The organism is Klebsiella sp. HMSC16A12 (assembly GCF_001808265.1).
GTDB classification, from domain to species: Bacteria; Pseudomonadota; Gammaproteobacteria; order Enterobacterales; family Enterobacteriaceae; genus Klebsiella; species Klebsiella pneumoniae.
Genome location: NZ_KV792611.1, coordinates 172,992 through 195,866 on the forward strand (window position 1 = coordinate 172,992; position 22,875 = coordinate 195,866).

Genomic DNA, 22,875 nt, shown 5'->3' on the forward strand with positions numbered 1-22,875 from the left:
AGAAGTTGCAAAATAAACGGCAAAACGTCGCTCTGTATGTGTTGAATCGTGAAGAACTTGATTTCACTAAGTTTTAACGTTAAATGAGGGGAGCGCCGCGACCGGGGCGAAAGCGCTTTTCAATGAAGCGACTAGGCCTGTATTTCCGGGTCATTAAAAGCAAGAATGCGCGCTTTCGCGTACCTTATAGAGAAGGCGCGTAATTTAGCAGATATGGATTAACGGAGGTTGAGTGGACGCGATTAAAGGCTCGGAGTTGCAGATACCGGACGCGATCTTCGCGTGGGTGCTCGACGGGCAGGGGGGCGTTAAGCCGCTCGCCGATGACGATATTATCGACAAAGACAAGCCTTGCTGGCTGCATCTCAACTATACCCATAGCGACAGCGCCGACTGGCTGGCGGCCACCCCGTTGCTGCCCAATAACGTACGCGATGCCCTGGCGGGGGAGAGCACCCGGCCGCGGGTGACGCGGATCGGTGACGGGGCGCTGATCACCCTGCGCTGTATCAACGGCAGTACCGATGAGCGGCCCGACCAGCTGGTGGCGATGCGCCTGTATATGGATGAGCGGCTGATCGTCTCCACTCGTCAGCGCAAAGTGCTGGCGCTGGACGATGTGCTGGGCGACCTGAAGGAAGGTAATGGCCCGACGGACGGCGGCAGCTGGTTGGTGGAGGTCTGCGATGCGTTGACCGATCATGCCAGCGAGTTTATCGAACAACTGCACGATCGCATTATCGACCTGGAAGACGACCTGCTCGATCAGCAGGTGCCGCCGCGCGGATTTCTCGCGCTGCTGCGTAAGCAGCTGATTGTGATGCGCCGCTATATGGCGCCGCAGCGCGACGTTTATGCCCGGCTGGCCAGCGAGCGGCTGCCGTGGATGAGTGACGATCAGCGGCGGCGAATGCAGGATATCGCCGAGCGGCTGGGGCGCGGTCTGGATGAGATCGACAGCTGTATCGCGCGGACGGCGATCATGAGCGACGAGATCGCCCAGATTATGCAGGAGTCGCTGGCGCGGCGGACCTATACCATGTCATTGATGGCGATGGTGTTTCTACCCAGCACCTTTTTAACCGGCCTGTTCGGCGTCAACCTCGGCGGGATCCCTGGCAACAGCTGGCATCTGGGGTTTAGCCTTTTCTGCTTGATGTTAGTCGTTGTCATCGGTGGTGTTGCGTGGTGGTTACATCGCAGTAAATGGCTGTAAAGAATCGCCTTTTAGCGGCTGTAGTGCCGGGAAAACCCGGCAATGTTTGAGCGAAATCAATAAACCATCTACCCATTCAGGGCAATATCTCTCTCGCAGGTGAATGCAACGTCAAGCGATGGGCGTTGCGCTCCATATTGTCTTACTTCCTTTTTTGAATTACTGCATAGCACAATTGATTCGTACGACGCCGGCTTTGTTGAGTCGGCTTTTTTTTTGCGCTCTCCGGACCAGCTTCTACCCTTACTAAGACACCCGACGGTTTCTGGCCGTTGACGCCTGCGGGTACGCCCGTATCACTCTCCGGGAGGCCTCTATGTATTACGCTTCAGAGCTGACAGCCCAGTCTATCCCTATCTCGCCCGAGCCGAACGATCCGGCTCCTTTACCCGACCCACGACCGCGTCCGCAGCCCCAGCCCGATCCGCCGCCTGACGAAGAGCCGATTAAATTGTCGCATCAGGCGCGGAGATCTGCGAGGATACGCGCCTGCAGATTGTCTGCCTTTTAATACGAGAATACATTGTGACCGCTTTTTCTACCCTGACTGTTTTACCTGCCGCCCAATTAGCCAACCTTAACGAGCTGGGTTATCTGTCGATGACCCCGGTTCAGGCCGCCGCCCTGCCGGCGATCCTCGCGGGGAAAGATGTGCGCGTGCAGGCAAAAACCGGCAGCGGAAAAACGGCCGCATTTGGGCTGGGTCTGCTGCAGCATATCGATCCGGCGCGCTTCGAGACCCAGTCGCTGGTGTTATGCCCGACCCGCGAGCTGGCCGATCAGGTCGCCGGCGAGCTGCGCCGCCTGGCGCGCTGCCTGCCGAACATCAAGATTCTGATGCTCTGCGGCGGGCAGCCCTTTGGCGCCCAGCGAGATTCCCTGCAGCATGCCCCGCATATTATCGTCGCCACCCCGGGCCGTCTGCTCGATCATCTGCAGAAGGGAACGGTCTCCCTTGACGCGCTGCAGACCCTGGTGATGGACGAAGCGGACCGCATGCTCGATATGGGCTTTAGCGATGCCATTGATGAGGTGATCCGCTTCGCACCGGCTGACCGGCAGACGCTGCTGTTTTCTGCTACCTGGCCGGCGGCAATCGCGGCGATCAGCGGCCGGGTGCAGCGCAATCCGCAGACCATTGAGATCGACACTGTCGATGCGCTCCCGGCGATTGAGCAGCAGTTCTTTGAAATTTCCCGCCACGGTAAGATTGCCCTGCTGCAGCGCCTGCTCAGCCAGCATCAGCCCGCATCCTGCGTGGTGTTCTGCAATACCAAACGCGATTGCCAGGCGGTCTGCGATGCGCTCAACGCCGCCGGGCAGAGCGCCTTGTCGCTGCATGGTGACCTTGAGCAGCGCGATCGCGATCAGACGCTGGTGCGCTTCGCTAACGGCAGCGTCCGGGTTCTGGTGGCGACCGACGTCGCTGCCCGCGGTCTGGACATCAAATCCCTGGCGCTGGTGGTGAATTTCGAGCTGGCCTGGGATCCGGAGGTGCATGTTCACCGCATCGGCCGTACCGCCCGCGCCGGTGAACAAGGGCTGGCCATCAGCTTCTGTGCGCCGGAAGAGGCGCAGCGCGCCACTATTCTGGCCGACATGCTGCAGCTTTCCCTGAACTGGCTGCCGGCGCCGACGGGCAACACCATCGCGCCGCTGACGGCGGAGATGGCGACGCTGTGTATCGACGGCGGGAAAAAGGCGAAAATGCGCCCGGGAGATGTGCTGGGAGCCCTGACCGGGGATATGGGCTTTGATGGTGCCGATATCGGCAAAATTACCGTCCACCCGGCCCACGTCTATGTGGCGATCCGCCAGAATATGGCGCAGAAGGCGTATAAGCAGTTACAAAATGGCAAGATCAAAGGTAAATCCTGCCGCGTACGACTGCTGAAGTAAGGGCAGGAGAGTGCGTCTCAGGCGGCTGCCTGAGACGCGTGAGGGTTATTTCACTTCCACCACGTTCAGACGCAGCTCATCGAGACGGGCGTCTTCTTCTTCCGGCTGCCAGCCGGCGGGCTGCAGGGGAATATCTTCCCTGTCAAACGCCAGATCGCCACCATCCACCACCTCTGAGCCGTGGGTGATACCTTTAAAATCAAACAGATTGACGTCGCTCAGGTGCGAAGGCACCACGTTCTGCATCGCGCTGAACATGGTTTCAATGCGCCCAGGATAACGCTTATCCCAGTCGCGGAGCATATCGGCGATCACCTGGCGCTGCAGGTTTGGCTGCGAACCGCATAGGTTGCACGGAATAATCGGGAAGCCTTTGGCCTGGGAGAAGCGCTCGATGTCCTTTTCGCGGCAGTAGGCCAGCGGGCGGATGACGATGTGTTTGCCGTCGTCGCTCATCAGCTTCGGCGGCATCCCTTTCATTTTGCCGCCGTAGAACATATTCAAAAACAGCGTCTGCAGGATATCGTCGCGATGATGGCCGAGGGCGATCTTGGTCGCCCCGAGCTCGGTGGCGGTACGATAGAGGATGCCGCGACGCAGGCGAGAGCACAGCGAGCAGGTGGTTTTTCCTTCCGGGATCTTCTCTTTGACGATGCCGTAGGTGTTCTCTTCGACAATCTTGTATTCAACCCCCAGCTGCTCCAGATACGCCGGCAGAATATGCTCCGGGAACCCTGGCTGCTTCTGATCGAGGTTCACCGCCACCAGCGAGAAGGAGATGGGCGCGCTTTTCTGCAGATTGCGCAGAATCTCCAGCATGGTATAGCTGTCCTTGCCGCCTGAAAGACAAACCATAATGCGGTCGCCCTCTTCAATCATATTGAAGTCGGCAATCGCCTCACCGACGTTGCGGCGCAGACGTTTCTGCAGCTTATCGATGTTGTACTTTTCTTTTTTACTGATTTCTTGGTTTTGCAGCATGTAATAGTGGCTCAATTCATAGTGTGGCATCAGAAGAGCACGCATTCTGCCAGCCGCTGAACAACGTGGCGCTGGCGCGTAGCAATTATTGAGGTTTGACAGGCAACCGTGGCGTGTATGGTACGGATTCAGGGGCGGAATGTCAGCATCTTTCCGGCACTTTCGGCAGCGAGCAGCCAGGCGGGGGCGGCTGATGCGGAAATAAAAAGCCCGCCGGGCGGCGGGCTGCGGCGTTAGCGGACCACCAGTACCGAGCACTCGGCGTGACGAACCACCGCGGCGGCGTTGGAGCCCAGCAGATAAGTTGTGATATCCGGTCGGTGCGAAGCGATGATCACCAGGTCGGCTGGCAGCGACTTGGCCAGCGCAAGGATTTTATCTTTTGGCGATCCTTCCGCGACGTGAAAATGCATCCGGTCTTCCGGGATGGAGAACTGCTTCGCGATCTCTTTCAATTGCGTTTCAGAACCCTCACGCAGCTCATCCATGCCGGGAAGCTCAGCGGTATAGGCCATTCCCAGTGAGGCATAATAGGGCAGAGAAGGGATCACGGTGAGGAAATGCACCTCGGCGTCGTCAATCCGCGCTTCCGATTCAACGTGACTGATAATGCGTTCAGTAAATTCTTTATCAGAGATATCGATAGGGACAAGAATCATTCTGCTCATAAAACCTCCTGTTTAAGTATCCCTTCATATTGTACGGTATTAGGGCACGTTTTGTATCATGACCGCAGTCACACTTTGACATTAACGTAGCTTGCGTTCGGGAAATTTTCCTTTGATCACCCCGTCATAATACCGGCCTTTTGACACCACCTGTAAAAAATCATGAAAAATACGCGGTGGGACCCCGGTATATTGTAATGGCGGCTGGTGATAGAAATAGATTTCCAGTGTGGCGGAGGCGTCATCGTAGGCGACGGAGATAATTCGGGAAGATTTTACCGGATGGTGGTGCATGATGGACGTCCTCGGGCAAGCACTGACTGGCCATGACTATATCATTAAACGGACGGCTATTTTAGCCCGCGAGATATAGCGTTTTGTTTTATCTGCAGCGAGGCGGGAGGGGGAAAGCCCGCCGGAACCGGCGGGCAGGCGCATCAGAACTGGTAAACCAGGCCCAGGGCGACGATGTTATCGGTAGAGATACCGTTGTCTTCGTAGAATTTGTCGTTACCATCCAGCAGGTTGATTTTGTAATCAACATAGGTGGACATATTACGGTTGAAGTAATAGGTCGCGCCAACGTCCATATATTTGACCAGATCTTTATCGGCATAGCGGCCGTTATTGTACAGATCTTTGCCTTTGGACTGCAGGTAGGAGATGGCCGGACGCAGGCCGAAGTCGAACTGGTACTGCGCGGTGACTTCGAAGTTTTGCGTTTTATTGGCGATACCGCCACCGTTGGTACTGCTGGTAGAGCCGTATGGCGTCATATTGCGGGTTTCAGAGTACATGGTCGCCAGGTAAATATCGTTGGCGTCGTACTTCAGGCCGGCGGTCCAGGCGTCCGCTTTGTCGCCTTTGGCGTATCGTTCGGTGTGAGTATAGTGTTGCTGGTCGCCTGTACTGTCAGACGAGGTGTAAGCTGCCGCCGCGCTGATGCCCATGCCGAAGTCGTAGGAAGTGGAGAGGCCGAAACCATCGCCATTGTCGAAGCGAACATCGCTGTCGCTGCTGCGGTTATTGGTGCCGACGTTGATATCCTGCGCGTTCTGGCCTTCGTTTTTACCCTGATACTGCAGGGCGAAGTTCAGACCCTCCACCAGACCGAAGAAATCGCTGTTGCGGTAGGTTGCGACGCCGTTGGCGCGGCCTGCCATAAAGTTATCCGCATAGGTGTAGGAGTCGCCGCCGAACTCCGGCAGCATATCGGTCCAGCCTTCAACGTCGTACAGCACGCCGTAGTTACGACCGTAGTCGAAGGAGCCGTAATCGCCCACTTTGATACCGGCGAATGCCAGACGGGTCCACGCCTGATCGCTGGAGGTCTCGGTGTTGTTGGCCTGAACGTTATATTCCCACTGGCCATAGCCGGTAAGCATATCGTTGATCTGGGTTTCGCCTTTAAAGCCAAAACGTAAATAAGTCTGATCGCCGTCTTTTTTCGAGTCGCTGGAGAAATAATGCAGACCATCTACCTTGCCATAGAGATCTAATTTATTCCCGTCTTTATTATAAATTTCCGCCGCATGCGCGGCACCGGCGGCTAATAAAGCCGGAATAACGAGGGCCAGTACTTTTCTTTTCATGAAGAAATTCCTTTAACTGTTTTTATGTTTTAACTTCCGGGTGGGAAGTGAACTCATGCTAAAGGAGCGGTCTGAGATCCGGTAAGACTCAATTGTTACGATATAAGTAAAATCTAAAATAAATAATACCAATGAAATGGTGATAATTATGCTGAATGCATTTATAGATAATATACAAAATAAAAATTATACATGCCCGGGCTAATCACGTATTATTTGCGCGTTATATGCCTTTATTGTCATGCCAATAATTTATTGTTGCCGTCTCATTCTGCGGAATGATGTTGTTTATCGGTAAAACGACAAGCCCGAACGTTGTGTTCGGGCTTTTTTTATGGACAAAGGTGACGGGGCGGTTAACCTTCGCTTGGCGATTTCTCCGCTTTGCCAGCCAGCTGGGCGAGGAAGTCATAGCGCTTCTGCAGATCGGCGGCGGCGTCTTTCCATAGCTGCTCCGCCACTTCAGGCTGCTGGGGGTTCAGGCGGCGGAAACGTTGCTCATTAAGCAGCGTCTCGGCCAGCGCGTCTGATGGCGGACGGGAATCTAGCGCCAGCGGGATCTTGCCTTCATCTGCCCGACGCGGGTCGAAGCGGTAGAGCGGCCAGAAGCCGGTGGCGGTCAGCTGACGCATCTGGTCGTGGCTGAGCGCCAGATCGTAGCCATGCTCTTCGCAAGGGCTATAGGCGATGATCAGCGATGGCCCCGGATAGGCTTCCGCTTCCTGAATCGCTTTTACCGTCTGGTTCAGCTGCGCGCCCAGCGAAATTTGCGCCACATAAACATGACCGTACATCATCATGCTGACGCCCAGATCTTTACGCGCCTTGCGTTTGCCATGCTCGCCAAACTTAGTCACTGCTCCCAGCGGGGTGGCTTTTGACGCCTGCCCGCCGGTGTTGGAGTAACACTGGGTGTCCAGCACCAGAATATTGACGTTTTCCGTCAGGCTCAGTACATGGTCCAGGCCGCCGAAGCCGATATCGTAAGCCCAGCCGTCGCCGCCGATCAGCCAGACGGATTTCTCCACCAGTGCGTCGGCATCGGTCAGCAGCTCTTCAGCTCCCGCCACGCCGGCCAGCGCCTGACGCAGGGCCGCCACCTGTTCGCGGCGAACTTCCGGCGTCGCCTCGGCGTGCAGCGCCGCGTTCAGCTCTACCGGCAGTTTGTCGGCGAATTCGCTCAGCAGGCGCATCACGCGCTGGCGATGCTGGTCGACGGTCAAGCGGAAGCCGAGCCCGAATTCGGCGTTATCCTCAAACAGCGAGTTGGCCCACGCCGGGCCGCGGCCGTTGGCGTCGGTAGTGTACGGTGTCGAGGGCAGGTTGCCGCCGTAAATGGAGGAGCAGCCGGTGGCGTTGGCAATCAGCATTCGGTCGCCGTAGAGCTGGGTCAGCAGTTTGATATACGGCGTTTCGCCACAGCCCGAGCAGGCGCCGGAGTATTCAAACAGCGGGCTAATCAGCTGCGAGGTGCGAATATCAATGCGCTCCAGTTTGCTGCGGTCGATTTCCGGCAGGTTGAGGAAGTACTCGTAATTGACCTTCTCCTCTTCCACATGCTCCAGGCGGGACATCATATTGATGGCCTTGATCTCCGGGTTCTGGCGGTCTTTTGCCGGGCACACTTCGACGCACAGGTTGCAGCCGGTGCAGTCTTCCGGGGCGACCTGCAGAACGTATTTCTGCCCGCGCATATCGCGGGATTTCACATCCAGCGAATGCAGGCTGGCAGGGGCGTTCTCCATCTCTTCCGGGGCGACCACTTTGGCGCGGATCGCCGAGTGCGGGCAGGCGGCGACGCAGTGGTTGCACTGAGTACACAGCGCTTCCTTCCAGATGGGGATCTCTTCGGCGATGTTGCGTTTCTCCCAGCGGGTGGTCCCCATGGGCCAGGTGCCGTCCGGCGGCAGGGCAGAGACCGGCAGCGCATCGCCGAGTCCGGCCAGCATCGCGGCGGTGACCGTTTTGACGAAATCCGGCGCGGCGTCGGAGACCACCGGCGGGCGGTTCGGACTGCTGGCGTTCACCGGCTGGAGCGGTACTTCCGCCAGTGATTCACGGGCCAGGGCCAGCGCCTGCCAGTTGCGCTCCACCAGCTCCTGACCTTTACTGCTGTAGCTTTTGGCGATGGCTGCCTGCAGTTCCGCCAGCGCGCTATCACCCGGCAGGATCTGGGTTAAATGGAAAAAGGCCATCTGCATCACGGTATTAATGCGCGCCCCGAGGCTGCATTCGCGGGCGATCTTTGCCGCGTTGACCACGTAAAAACGCGCTTTTTTCTGATTCAGTGTGGCCTGGACTTCCTGGGGCAGGCGGGACCAGACCTCATCGGCGCTGTACGGCGTGTTGAGCAGGAAAATGCCGCCGGGCTTCAGCCGCTCGACCATCTGGTATTTATCGATAAACTGCAGCTGGTGGCAGCCGACGAAATCAGCCTGCGAAATCAGATACGATGAACGAATCGGTTTTTCGCTGACCCGCAGATGCGAGACGGTGAGGCCGCCCGCTTTCTTCGAGTCATAGACAAAATAGCCCTGGGAGAACCATGGGGTCGAGTTGCCGATGATTTTGATGTTGTTTTTGGTGGCTGACACGCTGCCGTCGCTGCCGAGGCCGTAGAACAGGGCCTCGAGCTTGGCCTCTGCCGGCAGGGTATTTTCGCCCAACGGCAGCGACAGGTTGGTCACGTCATCATAGATCCCGACGGTAAAGCGCGGCTTCGGCTGGGCGGCCTGCAGTTCACTGAATATCGCCAGCACGCATTCCGGACCAAACTCCTTGGAGGAGAGACCGTAGCGGCCGCCGATAGTGCGCGGTAGCGTCTCGCGCTCGCCGCGGTTAAAGGCTTCCGCCAGGGCGGTCATCACGTCGAGGTAAAGCGGTTCGGCAAGCGCGCCGGGTTCTTTGGTGCGATCCAGTACGGCAACCGCGCGGGCGCTCTCCGGCAGTGCCGCCAGCAGGTGGGCGGCGGAGAACGGGCGATAGAGGCGGACTTTTAGCACGCCGACTTTCTCGCCGCGACTCAGCAACTCATCGACCACCTCTTCGCAGGTGCCGATGGCCGAGCCCATAATGACGATCACGCGCTCTGCCTGCGGGTGGCCGTAAAACTCAAACGGTTTGTACTGACGGCCGGTGGCGGCAGCGAAGTCGTCCATCGCTTTCTCGACATGGTCATACACCGCGTCGTACCACGGATTGGTAGCTTCCCGGGACTGGAAGTAAGTGTCGGGGTTGGCCGAGGTTCCGCGGATCACCGGGTGTTCCGGGTTGAGCGCGCGCTGGCGATGCTCAGCGATCTTATCCTGCGGCAGCAGGGCGCGAATAGTGTCATCCGCCAGCGGGGCGATTTTGTTGATTTCGTGCGAAGTACGGAAACCATCAAAGAAATGAATAAACGGCACCCGGCTTTGCAGGGTGGCGATATGCGAGATCAGCGCGAAATCCTGCGCTTCCTGGACGCTGCTGGCGCACAGCATGGCGCACCCGGTCTGGCGGACGGCCATGACATCGGAATGGTCGCCGAAGATCGACAACGCATGGGTAGCGACAGTGCGGGCGGCGACGTGCAGCACAAACGGCATCAGCTGGCCGGCCAGTTTGTACAGCGTGGGGATCATCAGCAGCAGGCCCTGCGATGAGGTAAAGGAGGTGGAGAGGGCGCCGGTCTGCAGCGCGCCATGTACGGCGCCAATGGCGCCCGCCTCCGACTGCATTTCGACCACGCGGGGAACATCGCCCCAGACGTTTTTCAGCCCATTGCCGGCCCAGGCGTCAGCCTGTTCCGCCATCGTTGAACTGGGCGTGATCGGGTAGATGGCGATAACTTCACTGGTGCGAAACGCGACGGAAGCGACCGCGCCATTACCATCAATCGTAATCATATGAAGACACCCTTACATTGCGCAAAAGAATGGACGCGTGAAACCGCGACGCGCCCTGTAATTATATAAGGGGTAGTTTAGCAAACCGCTGACCCCGCCATTTTTGCATTTGTGTCCTCAATGCGCCGGGTACCCGTGACCAGATCAATATTTTGCGTGGTTCGCGGAGAAAATGGCTGCCTGCCGGGAGAGGAACCACCTGCGCCGGGCGACATGGCCGAGGCAGATCAAGCTTTTGGCGAAAATTTGCTAGAAAATGTTAATGAGGCGCATAAATACGTACTTCCCCTCTCGACGCCGCCCGCCACGCTGCCTATTATTCTGGGGTTTGCTTTTTTAAGATGTTTCCGAGGGGAGAGAGAATGCGAGCTGCGATGTTAGTAGGATGTGCGGCGCTGTTGCTGTCCGCGTGCAGTAGTGAACCCGTTCAGCAGGCCACGGCGGCGCACGTCACGCCGGGAATGCGGGCGGCGATGAGCGACGCCGGTCAGGCCAACTGCGCCATGATAGGCGGCTCGTTATCGGTGGCTCGTCAGCTCGATGGTTCGGCGATTGGCATGTGCGCGCTGCCGAACGGCAAACGCTGCAGCGAGCAGGCGCTGGCGGGCGGCAGCTGCGGCTACTAACAGCGGCCCCGTCGCGGGGCAGCGTCAGCGGCACCTCAACGCCGGCTAGTGCATCAGGTCGGCGAGCTTATAGACCAGCGTCTGGTCGGCGGTCGCCAGCGTCAACTGGTTTTCCGTCAGATCGACCTGCGCACCCTCGCGCAGCATCTTGTCGATCGTCGCATCCAGGGTATTGAGCTGGGCGTCGTGGCACAGCATCCGGGTCATCGCCAGCGATTTGACCTTCAGCTCGCCGTCCGACACTTTACCTTCCCCGCTAAAGCCGTTGCACATATTGCCGGATACATACATCTTGCCCGTAATAGCCATCTTCTCACCGAAGCTCAGCTCCAGCGGCCGGTCGCTGGCGTTGACCGCCTGGCCGTTGACGCTGGTCAGCACGAAGCGATGATGCTGCAGCTGTTCCGCACCGGTGGACACCTTACTGTTATAGACACAGCCGGACAGCAGCATACCTGCCGCCAGAAGCGCCGCAAATTTGTTCATTTTCACTCCAAAACATTCACATAACTAATAAAACCAAGCCAGTGTAACGGTATCGCAGCAGGGATCTGTGGGGATTATCTGAATGTGCTCCCCCCGGGAGAGGAGCACAAAAGGGAAAGGCGTCAGACGATGGCGTTTGGACAGGTTTCGCCGTTGGCGACCTGCTGCAGGTTACCCAGAGTGGTCTCCGAAATGCTGATCAGCGCCTCGGCGGTGAGGAACGCCTGATGGCCGGTAAACAGCACGTTATGGCAGGCGGAGAGGCGGCGGAAGACATCGTCCTGGATCACGTCGTTGGATTTGTCTTCAAAGAACAGATCGCGTTCGTTCTCATAAACGTCCAGCCCCAGCGCGCCAATTTTTTGGTGCTTCAGGGCGTCGATGGCCGCCTGGGAGTCGATCAGGGCGCCGCGGCTGGTGTTGATCACCATCACCCCGTCTTTCATCTGATCGAAGGCTTCGCGATTGAGAAGGTGGTAGTTTTCGTCGGTCAGCGGACAGTGCAGGGAGATCACGTCCGATTCCTTGTACAGCGTGGCGAGGTCAACATATTCCACACCCAGCTCCAGCGCGGCGGCGCTTGGGTACGGGTCGAACGCCAGCAGGCGCATGCCGAAGCCTTTAAGGATCCGCAACATCGCTACGCCAATTTTCCCGGTGCCGATCACCCCGGCGGTTTTGCCGTACATGGTGAAGCCGGTGAGGCCTTCGAGGGAGAAATTGGCATCGCGGGTACGCTGGTAAGCGCGGTGGATGCGGCGGTTGAGCGACATCATCATGCCGATCGCATGCTCAGCGACCGCTTCCGGAGAGTAAGCTGGAACGCGCACGACGCGCAGGCCAAGCTCCTTTGCCGCCTCAAGGTCGACGTTGTTAAACCCGGCGCAGCGCAGGGCGATATATTTCACCCCGTGGGCCTTCAGCTCTTCCAGCACCGGGCGGCTGCCGTCGTCATTGACGAAGATACATACCGCTTCGCAACCGTTGGCGGTTTTGGCAGTCTTCGCTGTCAGCAGGAAATCGAAGAATTCCAGTTCAAAGCCGTATGCATCATTAACGTGCTGCAGGTACTTTTTATCGTACTGCTTCGTACTATAAACCGCGATTTTCATAAGACTTTTCTCCAGTGATTATACCGTCACGGTAGCATATTTAAAATAATCGTACAATTATTAAAAAATAGTTTAATGAGAGGGTGCTAATCCTAATTCTAGAGCATATCGCGGACTTGCGGAATCTCTTTGAAAGACAAAGTTTTTTCACCACAAACTGAGGCTGAAAGCGCCGGGGGCGAGCAGCAGAAGCGGCCACAGCAGACCGGAGCTGACGTTAGCCAGCTGAAACGACCACAGCGGCAGACTGCTGGCGCCGCTAACGAAGGGCAGCGTAGCCCTCAGGGGAGAGAGAAAGCGGCTGAAAAAGATAGCCCACGGGCCATAGCGCTGAAAGAAGAGGCGGCTGCGGGCCAGACGCTCGGCGGTCAGCCAGCGTAGATGGGTGAGGCGATGACGGTAGCGAATGCCCAGCCGCCACGATAGCCAGAATCCGCCGATGGCGCCGAGGCTGGCGCTGGACCACATTAACAGGAAATGTCCGAGGCTGGCGGAAGCGAATGTCCCCAGCAGCAGCAGGCCGGAGGTGCCGGGGATTGCCAGCGAGACCAATGCGCAGGATTTAGTGAAGGTAAGCAGAAAAACAATCAGCAATACCCATGGATAGTGGTCCTGTGCGCTCTCTATGAGCGAGATAATTAACGACACCGCCTCTCCCGCAAGCTATTCCCGTCTGGCTGGAGTGTGGCAGGGGCGACTTAAACAACAGTTAAATGATAATGGCCGAACGTCGCGCCGCGAGTCCGGCTGGCAACTATGCTTTAACAGGCCGTAAACTTTCACTCACTGGTCGAACGTGTCACAATGGACGCCTTTCGGCTTTTACTTATGTTGAATCAGGATATTAACTGCCCATGAAGGGTAAATATAAAGCCGCCATCGCGCTGGTGTTAGTTCTGGTGTTATTGCCGCTAACCCTGCTGTTGACGCTAACCCACTGGGTGCCGACGCTGGCGGGCATCTGGCTGCCCGTGGGCACGCGTATCTCTTTGCAGGAGAGCCCGCGCCTGACGCGGTCGGCCCTGCTGATCCCCGATCTGCGTTATCTGGTGGGCGACTGTGAAATCGCCCGGGTGACCGATGCCCGTCTCTCGCGTCCCAGCCGCTGGCGGCTGCATATTGGCCAGCTGGAGATCAACAGCGCCTGCCTGAGCAAACTGCCGGCCAGCGATCCCTCTCCCGGTTCACCGCGCACGCTTGCCGAATGGCAATCGATGTTGCCCTATAGCTGGTTAACCATTGACAATCTGCGGCTGTCGCCGTGGGAGAAATGGCAGGGGCGGCTGGTAATGTCATTAACGCCTGCGCAGCAGGATATCGGCTTTGCCGGGAAGGAACTGAGTCTGCAGGCGCGCCTGCGCGGCCAGGCGCTCACCGTCAGCCAGTTCAGCGCCCGGCTGACTGACGATCAGCCGCCGGTGAAGCTGGTGGGGACCTTCCATCTGCCGCTGGTGCCGGATGGTCTGCCGGTCGACGGCCAGATGCAGGGCACCTTCGAATTCCCGCAGACTGCGGAATGGATCGATGCTGAGCTCGAGTGGCAGCACAATCGCGGCCAGCTGCTGGTCACCCCGCGGGGTGAGGTAGAGCCTATTCTGGACCTGCCGTGGGAGATCACCCCGGAGCGGATCACCATCAGCGACGGCCGTTGGCGCACCCGTTACGAGGCGTATCCGCTGCGCGGGCGGGTGGCGCTGTCGGTGGGTAACTGGCAGCAGGGCACCGAACAGATGATCGTCAGCGGTCGCCTGAATGTTCTCACCGAGGGGCATGCCGGGAAGGGCAATGCGGTACTGAATATTGGTCCGGGCAAGCTGAACATGGATAACAGCGATCTGCCGCTGCGGCTCACCGGTGAGGCCAAGCTGGGGGAGATGATACTATACGCGGCGCTGCCGGCTCAGCTCAGCGGGCCGCTGATCAGCCCGCAGCTGGCTTTTCACCCCGGTGCGTTGCTGCGCTCGCGCGGGCGGGTGATCGACGCGCTGAATATTGACGAAATCCGCTGGCCGTTGGCCGGGGTTAAGGTCACTCAGCAGGGCGTCGATGGCCGCCTGCAGGCGATCCTTCGCGCCCATGAGCAGCAGATGGGCGACTTTACGCTGCATCTGGACGGTCAGGCGAGCGATTTTCTGCCCGACAGCGGCCGCTGGCAGTGGCGCTACTGGGGCGAGGGACATTTTACCCCGATGCAGGCGCGCTGGGATGTGAAGGGCAGCGGGGAGTGGCGCGACAATGCTATTACCCTGAGCAGCCTTTCCACCGGCTTCGATAAGCTTGAGTACGGCACAATGCGGGTCAGCACCCCGCGTCTGACCCTCGAGCAGCCGATCCGCTGGCTGCGCGATGCTGAGCATCCGCGGTTAACCGGCGCGCTGTCGCTGGACGCCGCCAAAACCACCTTCTCCGGCGGCAGCTATCTCCCGGCCTCAACGCTGAAATTCGCTCTCGACGGTCGGGACCCGACGTGGTTCCAGTTCACCGGCGCCCTGCATGCCGAGGCTATCGGTCCGGTGCGTCTGTCCGGGCGCTGGGATGGCGAACGGCTGCGCGGCCAGGCGTGGTGGCCAAAACAGTCGCTAACGGTGTTCCAGCCGCTGGTGCCGCCGGACTGGAAGATGAACCTGCGCGAAGGCAGTCTCTACGCGCAGGTGGCCTTCTCGGCGGCAGCCGGGCAGGGATTTGAGGCGGGCGGCCATGGCGTCCTGAAGGGCGGCAGCGCCTGGATGCCGGATAACCAGATCAACGGCGTCGATTTCGTCCTGCCGTTCCGCTTCAGCGACGGTCACTGGCAGCTGGGCATCCGCCGCCCGGTCTCCCTGCGCATTGGCGAAATCGTCAACCAGGTCACCGCGCGTAATCTGACGGCGGACCTGCAGGGCACCTGGCCGTGGAGCGAGGCCAATCCGCTGCAGCTCAGCGACGTCAGCGTCGATCTGTTAGGCGGGAAACTGACGCTGCTGCAGCTGCGTATGCCGCAGCGCGACCCGGCGTTGATCCGCCTGCAGCATATCTCCAGCAGCGAACTGACCAGCGCCGTCAAGGTGAAACAGTTCGCCATGTCCGGCGCGGTGAGCGGCGCGCTGCCGCTGTGGCTGGAGAATAATCAATGGATCATCCACGACGGCTGGCTGCGCAATGACGGACCGATGACCCTGCGGCTGGATAAAGACACCGCCGATGCGCTGGTGGCGGATAACGTCTCCGCCGGGGCGGCGATTAACTGGCTGCGCTATATGGAAATCTCCCGCTCGTGGACGCAGATTAACCTCGATAATCTGGGCGTGTTGACGCTTAAGGCCAGCATCAACGGCACCAGCCGGGTGGAAGGGAAAAGCAGTACCGTGCATTTAAACTACGCTCATGAAGAGAATATTTTCGACCTGTGGCGCAGTTTGCGCTTCGGCGACAATTTACAGGCGTGGCTCGAGCAGAATGCTACGCTGCCCGTACGGCGCTGTACGGACGGTAAGACATGTAAGGAACCTAAATGAAGAAGCTGTTACTGGCCATGGTGGCGTCGATGCTGCTCGCCGGCTGTACGCCGCGCATCGAAATCGCGGCGTCGAAAGAGCCCATCACCATCAATATGAATGTCAAAATTGAGCATGAGATCCATATCAAGGTCGATAAGGATGTGGAAAACCTGCTCAAATCCCGCAGCGATTTGTTCTGAGGCGACGATGAGAAAACGACTGTTAACCGCGGCGCTGACGCTGGCTTTACTCAGCGCGCCCGCGCTGGCGTTGACCCTGAGCGAAGCGCGCCAGCAGGGACGAGTGGGGGAGACGCTGAACGGCTATCTCGCGCCGCTGCGTCAGGATAAAGAGACGCTGGCGCTGGTAAAGCAGATTAACGCCGCGCGCAGCGAAAGCTACCAGCAGCTGGCGGATGACAACAATCTGCCGGTGGATGAAGTGGCGAAAATGGCTGGGCAGAAGCTGGTGGCCCGCGCGCAGCCCGGGGAGTACGTCCAGGGATTGAACGGCCAGTGGCTGCGCAAATAATTAGCGACAGCGCTTGCGGTATTCCCCCGGGGTGACGCCAAAGCGCTGCTTAAAGGCGGTGGAGAAATGGCTGTGGTCGCTGAAGCCCCAGCGGTAGCCGATCCCCGCCAGCTTTTCATCGTCATGGACATTCTGTAACGCCTGGGCACACAGATCCAACCGCCGGTTCTTAATATACTGCGCCACCACCAGCCCCTGGTCGGCAAACAGCCGGTACAGGCTGCGTACCGACATGCCCGTCTCGCTGGCCAGCCACTCCGGACGCAGATGCTCCGACTGAATGGACGCATCGATTAACGCAATAATCTTCTGAAACTGCTTTTCCCGCCGGGAAGGGGCAGGATCGCGCTGATGCAGCACCGGGCGCAACAGGCAGGCGATCGCCTCCAGCGCGGCTTCGCTCTCGCTGGCGGAGAGCGTCGTGCCGCCCATGCTTTCCAGCAGCAGTCGCTGGCTGAGCTGGACCATTGGCAGAGATTTGTCCAGCCGGCAGGCGGTAGTGATGTCCCCTGTGGGCGCCACCCGCTGGCGCGGCAGCAGCAGCGAGGCCTGACGCGAGGTCTGCTGCCAGACAATCGAGCAGGGGCGGGCGGCGTCGATTAACGTGATATCGCCTGCCGCCAGCGTCACCTGGCGATCGTCCTGTTCGATGATGGCTTCGCCGGCGAGCTGAAACACGGTATAGAACCAGGCGTCGTTATCGCGTTTTATCTCATTGTGTGTGCGGTAGAGATTAACGCCGGCGGCGGTGACCGTGCTGACCTTGAGGTTACCGGCGTAGCGGGTGTCAATCTCGCCGTGGAAGCGCCCCTCCAGCGGCCGGGCGGCGAAATGGCCGCAGACCTGATTGATCGTCGCCAGCCAGCGCTGGTACGCCAGCCCCCCCTCTGCCGTGGTCATCATTCGCCCTTCTCCTGTAATAATAATGTTTCTGCATTGTTGCATTTGTGTCGCCTCAGGCAAGGGCGCGATGGCGGGTATATGAAAGAACTATTACCCGCGGCACATTTCTGCGAGGGCAGACGACGGAATTGCGGCGACTGTCACAGCGGCGCAAACGAATGTCACAGAGAAAAAAGCGCCAACCGCCAACCAGACATAGACTGAAAGCACTATCCGCGAAGAATAAGGAAAGGGTATGTCCACCTCACAGATAGCGCTGCTTGCCAGCGTCCAGCAGTTTTTAGACCGTCAGCATGGCCTGTACATCGACGGCGCCCCCTGCGCCGCGCAGAGCGATAACCGGTTAACCGTCTGGGATCCGGCCACCGGGCAGGCGATTGCCACCACCGCCGACGCCAGCCCGGCGGATGTCGACCGGGCGGTGATGTCCGCCTGGCGCGCTTTTGTCGATCGCCGCTGGGCCGGGCGCACCCCGGCTGACCGTGAACGCATCCTGCTGCGTTTTGCCGATCTGGTGGAGCAGCACGGCGAGGAGCTGGCGCAACTGGAAACCCTCGAGCAGGGGAAATCCATTGCCATCTCCCGCGCCTTTGAGGTCGGCTGCACCCTGAACTGGATGCGCTACACCGCGGGGCTGACCACCAAGATCAGCGGCCGGACGCTGGACGTTTCGATCCCGTTCCCGCAAGGGGCGCGTTACCAGGCGTGGACCAAAAAAGAGCCGGTCGGGGTGGTGGCGGGCATTGTCCCGTGGAATTTCCCGCTGATGATCGGCATGTGGAAGGTCATGCCGGCCCTGGCGGCGGGCTGTTCGATCGTCATTAAACCCTCGGAAACCACCCCGCTGACCCTGCTGCGGGTGGCGGAGCTGGCGACCCAGGCGGGCATTCCTGACGGGGTGTTCAACGTGGTCACCGGCAGCGGCGCCGGCTGCGGCGCGGCGCTGACCGCCCATCCGCAGGTGGCGAAGGTTAGCTTTACCGGCTCGACGGCGACCGGGAAACAGATTGCCCGCGTGGCTGCCGACCGCCTGACCCGCGTGACGCTGGAGCTGGGTGGCAAGAATCCGGCGATTGTGCTCAAAGACGCCGACCCCCAGTGGGTTATTGAGGGGCTGATGACCGGAAGCTTCCTCAATCAGGGGCAGGTCTGCGCCGCCAGCTCGCGGATCTACATCGAAGCGCCGCTGTTTGACACCCTGGTCAGCGGCTTCGAGCAGGCGGTGAAATCGCTGCAGGTGGGGCCGGGGATGCAGGAGACGGCGCAGATCAACCCGGTGGTCTCCCGGGCCCACTGCGACAAGGTGGCGGCCTACCTCGAAGAGGCTCGCCAGCAGAAGGCAGAGCTTATCAGCGGCAGCGCCGGACCAGACGCGGGAGGGTACTATATTCCGCCAACGCTGGTGGTAAACCCCGACGCCGGACTGCGTCTCAGCCGTGAGGAGGTTTTTGGCCCGGTGGTGAACCTGGTGCGAGTGGCCGATGGCGAGGAGGCGCTGCGCCTGGCCAACGACAGCGATTTTGGTCTGACCGCCAGCGTCTGGACCCGCGATCTGACCCAGGCCCTGAACTACACCGACCGTCTGCAGGCGGGAACGGTATGGGTCAACAGCCATACCCTGATTGACGCCAACCTGCCTTTCGGCGGCATGAAGCAGTCTGGAACCGGCCGCGATTTCGGCCCTGACTGGCTCGACGGCTGGTGCGAAACCAAATCCGTCTGCGTGCGCTACTAGCCCTCCGTCGGGGAAGGCGAAAGGCTTTTCCCGACGCGCCCCTTGCCGACTTCCGGTCTTTCTCGCTACTGTGGAGGGCAATCTTTGCCTAATCTGGGCGGTGAATCATCAGGAGGTCTTCGGCATGACAGCATTTCCTAAGGTTGCGCTAATTGGTCCCGGCGCCATCGGCACCACGATTGCCGCCGCCCTGTTTGAGAGGGGGAGGGCGCCGATGGTCTGCGGGCGTACCGCCCATTCGGCGCTGGTGCTGCGCACTGACGAGGGTGAGATCGTGGTGCCCGGCCCGGTGCACACCGACCCGATGGCGATAGCCGCCCCCTTCGACCTGGTCTTTGTCGCGGTGAAAACCACCCAGACGGAGGCCATCGCCCCCTGGCTGACGGCCCTGTGTTCCCCTGACACCGTGGTGTGCGTGCTGCAAAACGGCGTTGAGCAGCGCCAGCAGTTTGCCCCCTTGACCGGCGGCGCGACGGTGCTGCCGTCGGTGGTCTGGTTCCCGGCGCAGCGCGATGCCGATGCCTCTGTCTGGTTGCGCGCCACGCCGCGCCATACGGCAGCCGGCTGTGCGTGGGCCAGCGGGTGCTACCCCTGCGCGGAGGCGGCACCTGGCAGCGGTTTATCGATCTGGATGAGACCTGGCTGGTGCCGGTGCCGCCGGCAGTTGACGATCTGCTGGCCGCCCGCGGGTATATCAATCCGCTGACGGCTATGCTGATGCTCAAGCGCTGGCCGGTTGCCGGAAAACACCTCGTGCTGACCGCGGCATCGTCCTCCTGCGCCAGTCTGCTGGGACAGTGGGCGCTGGCGATGGGCGCCCGCTCGGTGAGCGGGATTATTCGCTCGCCGCAGCATCGGGCGCGCCTGGAACAGGCCGGGATCTATCCGATCCTCGATACCGACCGGGCGCTGATGGAGAAGGTCAGCCAGCACAGCGATCTGGTGTTTGACGCGGTGGGCGGCGAACTGGCGAATACGCTGCTGTCGGTGCTGCCCGGGTCGTCGACCCTGATCTCCTATGGGCTGTTATCCGGGCGGCCGCTGACCCAGACGCGCGGTAGCGCGACGGTGCGCAAGTTTCATCTGCGGGAGGCGCTGCCGACACTCAGCGTGGCGGCGTGGCGGGCAGCGTTCGACGAAATCTGGCAGCGCCTGCCGACGACCTCCCAGCCGCCGGCCCAGCGTATAGCGTTGAACGACTGGCGGGCGGCGATTGCCGCCGCCGGCCAGCCGGGAAGAGGCGGTAAGATCCTGCTGGATTTCACCGCTGGTTAAGATTACTTTTTCTTTTCGCCCAGAGTAGGGGTTTCGTCAAAGAAGTTCCACGGCTTGAGCAGCGCGTGCGCCCACTCGGTCGGCATGATCGGCCACTCTTCGGCGCGCGCCACGTGGGTGGTGCCGGTGGTGATCCACACGACGTCATCGTGGTTAGTCAGCGACTCATCATCCTTCGCGTACTGGCCCAGGCCGGTATCGTGGGCGGAACGGTTCGGGTATTTCCCTTCCGGATATCGCTCTGTCGGGTGGTAGCGCGTCACCCACAGCTGTTTATCCATAAAGCTCAGGCGATGATATATCCACTCGTCCGGGGCGAATTTGGCACCGGTCGCCGCCGGGTGCGTGCCGCCGGCGTAAGGGATAATCTGGTATGAGACCGGGTTGCCCATGCGGTTCTCTTTGCTGGTGTTGCTCAGCAGGCGAATGGTGCCAGGGTCGAATTTCTGCGCCGCTTTCTGCTCGCTATCGATTGTGTACTGATTCACCTGCATGGTGCTGGTGCGCGGGCCGCCGGCGGTGTTTGGCTTCACTTCAGGATCCATCGCCACCAGGGTGTTGTTCTCGCCGTCCACATCGAGGTCGAGGCGGAAGTTATAGATGTGCTGGTGAGTGGTGCCGACAATATTATGGTCGATCAGCGTTCCGTAGCGGGTATCCTCTTTGGCGCTGGGATCATGCATGGTCTTCGCCAGCACGCCTTTCACCGCTTCAATCCCGGTGGCGCCGGCATCGATACCGATGGTGCCGTTGTCGTGGAACACCCAGTCAAAGATATAGTCGTAGTTGCCGACGGTGCTGATCCAGCGTACCACCAGTTCCCGGCGTTCGGTGCTGACGTTGGGTTTGCCCATTTCCAGGTGCTTATACTCAGGCCCGGCATAGCGTTCGAATATGGCCACCGCACCTGGAATAGTGGTTGGTTTGCCGGTGTAATCGGCGATAGTTTCGTCCAGCAGTACCGCATTTGACGGCGCATCTTTACCGCGTACAATCGGCGAGGTCAGGGTGCCCATGCCGTAATCGCCGGAGTCCAGATAGGCTTTGAAATACCAGCCGACGTCCGGGTCGCCGTAGGGGACGATCATCCCGCCCAGGGAACCTTCATACATCACCTGGCGTTTTGTGCCGTTATCGTTGTAAGTCACCGTTGAGAGGATTGGCCCGACGCGCGAGTTCAGGCGCAGATGAAAATCCCAGTTCTGCCAGTGAATGGTATCGCCGGTAATGGTGTAGTTTTTGCCTTCCGGTTCGGTTATCTCCAGCGGTTTCACCGCCGGGGCGTTGCGGTCGCGACCATCATACGGACGGGGCTCCATTGGGACCGGGATCACCGGACCTTCTTCGATTTTGATGATTTTCTTCGCTTCAAGGTCGACCACCGCCACCAGGTTTTCAATCGGGTGCGCCCAGTAGTTGCCGTCGCCGGTATCCAGATAACTGACCACCTTCAGCAGACGCGCATCCTGCTGCAGGCCATCTTTGCCATCAAAAAAGCCAACGGTGAGCGGGGTGGTGACCACTTTGCCAGGATCGGTAATACCGTGCTTTTTCAGCACCTCAGCGAATTCGCTGCTGGCATTGATGATGTTCTGCACGCTGACAAAATCATCGAGCAGCACCATCCCGTGGGCGCCTTTGATCGGCGTCCAGGAGAGGATTTTTTTGTTTTGCAGATCGACCACGGCTTCAATGACGTGTTTGCCATCGAGCATCACCACATCGGCAGTGCGGGGAGCATCGACCGGCGTTCCCTGCAGGGCAAAGGCCCATACCGCCGCCTTGTCCGGCTCGTGTAAGGAAATCTCAGTAAAGCGGGTATTCGGCTGAAACTCCGGCGCGGCTTTGACAATGGTCACTGCTTCACTGATTTCCGCCGCCGAGAGCGAGTTTAACGGGTGCGGGCGCTTTTCCACCTGGAAGGTCTGATCGAGACCGGACTGGAAGACATCGTTGATAAAGGTATCGGAAACCCAGGCTTTACCTTCCTTCATTACCACAGGCACCGGTAGGTCAAGGGATTTACCGTTGACGATCGCCGTTTTGGCGCCGGGCTTTACTTTGACGTAAGCGCCGTCTTTTATCAGGGTGAACATTTGCGCGTAGTCATCCCACTGCACATCGGCGCCGAATTCCTGCAGCGTTTTATCCAGCGGTACCATGTGGGCTTCGCTACCGTGAGCGAAGACCGGTGATTGCCAGGCGCAAACCACCGCCACGGCCAGCGCCAGCGCGGTTTTACGAGGAGAAAATTTCAAGCCGTTTGCCATTGTGACCTCATCTTATTGTTGTGTTGTCTCTTGCCGCTGCGAATGTCGGCTTTGTCATCCTTAAGCTACCAGCCAGCGGCGCCGGGGCGTTTGTTTGCTTTTGCCAGCTTGTTTGTCAGTTTTGCCAGACGGGCGTAAAAAATGCCTCCGCAGAGGCATTGAGTACGTGCGCTGATTTTTTTGCCGGGTGGCGGCTGACGCCTTACCCGGCCTACGGTCCG

18 protein-coding genes and 2 pseudogenes are annotated in these 22,875 nt (G+C 59.4%); 10 read left to right on the plus strand and 10 right to left on the minus strand.

Annotated elements, in window-relative coordinates:
* Positions 1–232 precede the first annotated feature (232 nt).
* The 3 genes from zntB to dbpA all read left to right on the plus strand — a co-directional run bounded on the left by zntB (position 233) and on the right by dbpA (position 3,115).
* Positions 233–1,216 carry a zinc transporter ZntB gene (zntB, locus tag HMPREF3140_RS14070; protein WP_004148192.1) on the plus strand — a complete coding sequence of 328 codons (984 nt, stop codon included), beginning with the start codon at positions 233–235 and terminating at the stop codon, positions 1,214–1,216.
* A 334-nt stretch (positions 1,217–1,550) separates the two neighbouring features.
* The gene (locus HMPREF3140_RS29555; protein ID WP_303632692.1) at positions 1,551–1,727 is read left to right on the plus strand and encodes a proline-rich small protein YnaL; all 177 of its coding nucleotides are present in this window, start codon (positions 1,551–1,553) and stop codon (positions 1,725–1,727) included.
* A 14-nt stretch (positions 1,728–1,741) separates the two neighbouring features.
* The gene (dbpA, locus tag HMPREF3140_RS14075) at positions 1,742–3,115 is read left to right on the plus strand and encodes an ATP-dependent RNA helicase DbpA (protein ID WP_021313168.1); all 1,374 of its coding nucleotides are present in this window, start codon (positions 1,742–1,744) and stop codon (positions 3,113–3,115) included.
* 45 nt (positions 3,116–3,160) lie between these two features.
* On the opposite strand, the gene ttcA is transcribed toward dbpA, so the two are convergent.
* From ttcA to nifJ, 5 genes are all read right to left on the minus strand, one after another.
* Positions 3,161–4,096, minus strand: a complete 936-nt coding sequence (gene ttcA / locus HMPREF3140_RS14080) for a tRNA 2-thiocytidine(32) synthetase TtcA (protein ID WP_002902422.1) — start codon at positions 4,094–4,096, stop codon at positions 3,161–3,163.
* A gap of 233 nt (positions 4,097–4,329) precedes the next feature.
* A complete protein-coding gene (uspF, locus tag HMPREF3140_RS14085) occupies positions 4,330–4,764 on the minus strand; it encodes a universal stress protein UspF (protein WP_004140161.1) in 435 nt (144 codons plus the stop codon).
* A gap of 81 nt (positions 4,765–4,845) precedes the next feature.
* The gene (locus HMPREF3140_RS14090) at positions 4,846–5,058 is read right to left on the minus strand and encodes a KTSC domain-containing protein (protein ID WP_002902432.1); all 213 of its coding nucleotides are present in this window, start codon (positions 5,056–5,058) and stop codon (positions 4,846–4,848) included.
* A 143-nt stretch (positions 5,059–5,201) separates the two neighbouring features.
* On the minus strand, positions 5,202–6,356 hold the full coding sequence (ompK37, locus tag HMPREF3140_RS14095; RefSeq protein WP_070553013.1) for a porin OmpK37: 1,155 nt from the start codon (positions 6,354–6,356) through the stop codon (positions 5,202–5,204).
* Positions 6,357–6,712: 356 nt separating this feature from the next.
* The gene (gene nifJ, locus HMPREF3140_RS14100; RefSeq protein ID WP_070553014.1) at positions 6,713–10,240 is read right to left on the minus strand and encodes a pyruvate:ferredoxin (flavodoxin) oxidoreductase; all 3,528 of its coding nucleotides are present in this window, start codon (positions 10,238–10,240) and stop codon (positions 6,713–6,715) included.
* 362 nt (positions 10,241–10,602) lie between these two features.
* Between nifJ and HMPREF3140_RS14105 the strand changes: the two genes are divergently transcribed.
* A complete protein-coding gene (locus HMPREF3140_RS14105; protein WP_004140155.1) occupies positions 10,603–10,866 on the plus strand; it encodes a putative hemolysin in 264 nt (87 codons plus the stop codon).
* 45 nt (positions 10,867–10,911) lie between these two features.
* On the opposite strand, the gene hslJ is transcribed toward HMPREF3140_RS14105, so the two are convergent.
* The 3 genes from hslJ to HMPREF3140_RS14120 form a co-directional block, all read right to left on the minus strand.
* Entirely contained in the window at positions 10,912–11,352 is a 441-nt protein-coding gene (gene hslJ / locus HMPREF3140_RS14110; protein ID WP_002902513.1) for a heat shock protein HslJ, read from the minus strand.
* A gap of 122 nt (positions 11,353–11,474) precedes the next feature.
* Positions 11,475–12,464 carry a 2-hydroxyacid dehydrogenase gene (locus HMPREF3140_RS14115; protein ID WP_002902515.1) on the minus strand — a complete coding sequence of 330 codons (990 nt, stop codon included), beginning with the start codon at positions 12,462–12,464 and terminating at the stop codon, positions 11,475–11,477.
* 147 nt (positions 12,465–12,611) lie between these two features.
* Complete coding sequence (locus HMPREF3140_RS14120; protein ID WP_002902516.1) at positions 12,612–13,112, minus strand: DedA family protein; 501 nt, start codon at positions 13,110–13,112, stop codon at positions 12,612–12,614.
* Positions 13,113–13,318: 206 nt separating this feature from the next.
* Here HMPREF3140_RS14120 and HMPREF3140_RS14125 point away from each other — a divergent pair, with 206 nt between their 5' ends.
* The 3 genes from HMPREF3140_RS14125 to HMPREF3140_RS14135 are packed head-to-tail and all read left to right on the plus strand — an operon-like array spanning position 13,319 to position 16,471.
* A complete protein-coding gene (locus tag HMPREF3140_RS14125) occupies positions 13,319–15,958 on the plus strand; it encodes a YdbH family protein (RefSeq protein WP_064145593.1) in 2,640 nt (879 codons plus the stop codon).
* A complete protein-coding gene (locus HMPREF3140_RS14130; RefSeq protein ID WP_004140145.1) occupies positions 15,955–16,140 on the plus strand; it encodes a YnbE family lipoprotein in 186 nt (61 codons plus the stop codon). The genes HMPREF3140_RS14125 and HMPREF3140_RS14130 overlap by 4 nt, the downstream gene beginning before the upstream one ends.
* A 7-nt stretch (positions 16,141–16,147) precedes the next feature.
* A complete protein-coding gene (locus tag HMPREF3140_RS14135) occupies positions 16,148–16,471 on the plus strand; it encodes a YdbL family probable chaperone protein (RefSeq protein WP_002902522.1) in 324 nt (107 codons plus the stop codon).
* On the opposite strand, the gene feaR is transcribed toward HMPREF3140_RS14135, so the two are convergent.
* Positions 16,472–17,374, minus strand: a complete 903-nt coding sequence (gene feaR / locus HMPREF3140_RS14140; RefSeq protein ID WP_023302010.1) for a transcriptional regulator FeaR — start codon at positions 17,372–17,374, stop codon at positions 16,472–16,474. It lies immediately after the preceding gene.
* A gap of 235 nt (positions 17,375–17,609) precedes the next feature.
* On the opposite strand from feaR, the gene HMPREF3140_RS14145 reads away from it, so the two are divergent.
* The 3 genes and pseudogenes from HMPREF3140_RS14145 to HMPREF3140_RS14155 all read left to right on the plus strand — a co-directional run.
* Complete coding sequence (locus HMPREF3140_RS14145; protein WP_032411418.1) at positions 17,610–19,109, plus strand: aldehyde dehydrogenase family protein; 1,500 nt, start codon at positions 17,610–17,612, stop codon at positions 19,107–19,109.
* Between the two features lie 124 nt (positions 19,110–19,233).
* Positions 19,234–19,665: pseudogene (locus tag HMPREF3140_RS14150) on the plus strand (2-dehydropantoate 2-reductase N-terminal domain-containing protein); the annotation flags it as partial.
* Positions 19,653–20,384, plus strand: a pseudogene (locus HMPREF3140_RS14155) (zinc-dependent alcohol dehydrogenase family protein); the annotation flags it as partial. The pseudogenes HMPREF3140_RS14150 and HMPREF3140_RS14155, both read left to right, overlap by 13 nt.
* Before the next feature lie 2 nt (positions 20,385–20,386).
* On the opposite strand, the gene tynA reads toward HMPREF3140_RS14155, so the two are convergent.
* A complete protein-coding gene (gene tynA, locus HMPREF3140_RS14160; RefSeq protein ID WP_004190410.1) occupies positions 20,387–22,654 on the minus strand; it encodes a primary-amine oxidase in 2,268 nt (755 codons plus the stop codon).
* Positions 22,655–22,875: the final 221 nt, after the last annotated feature.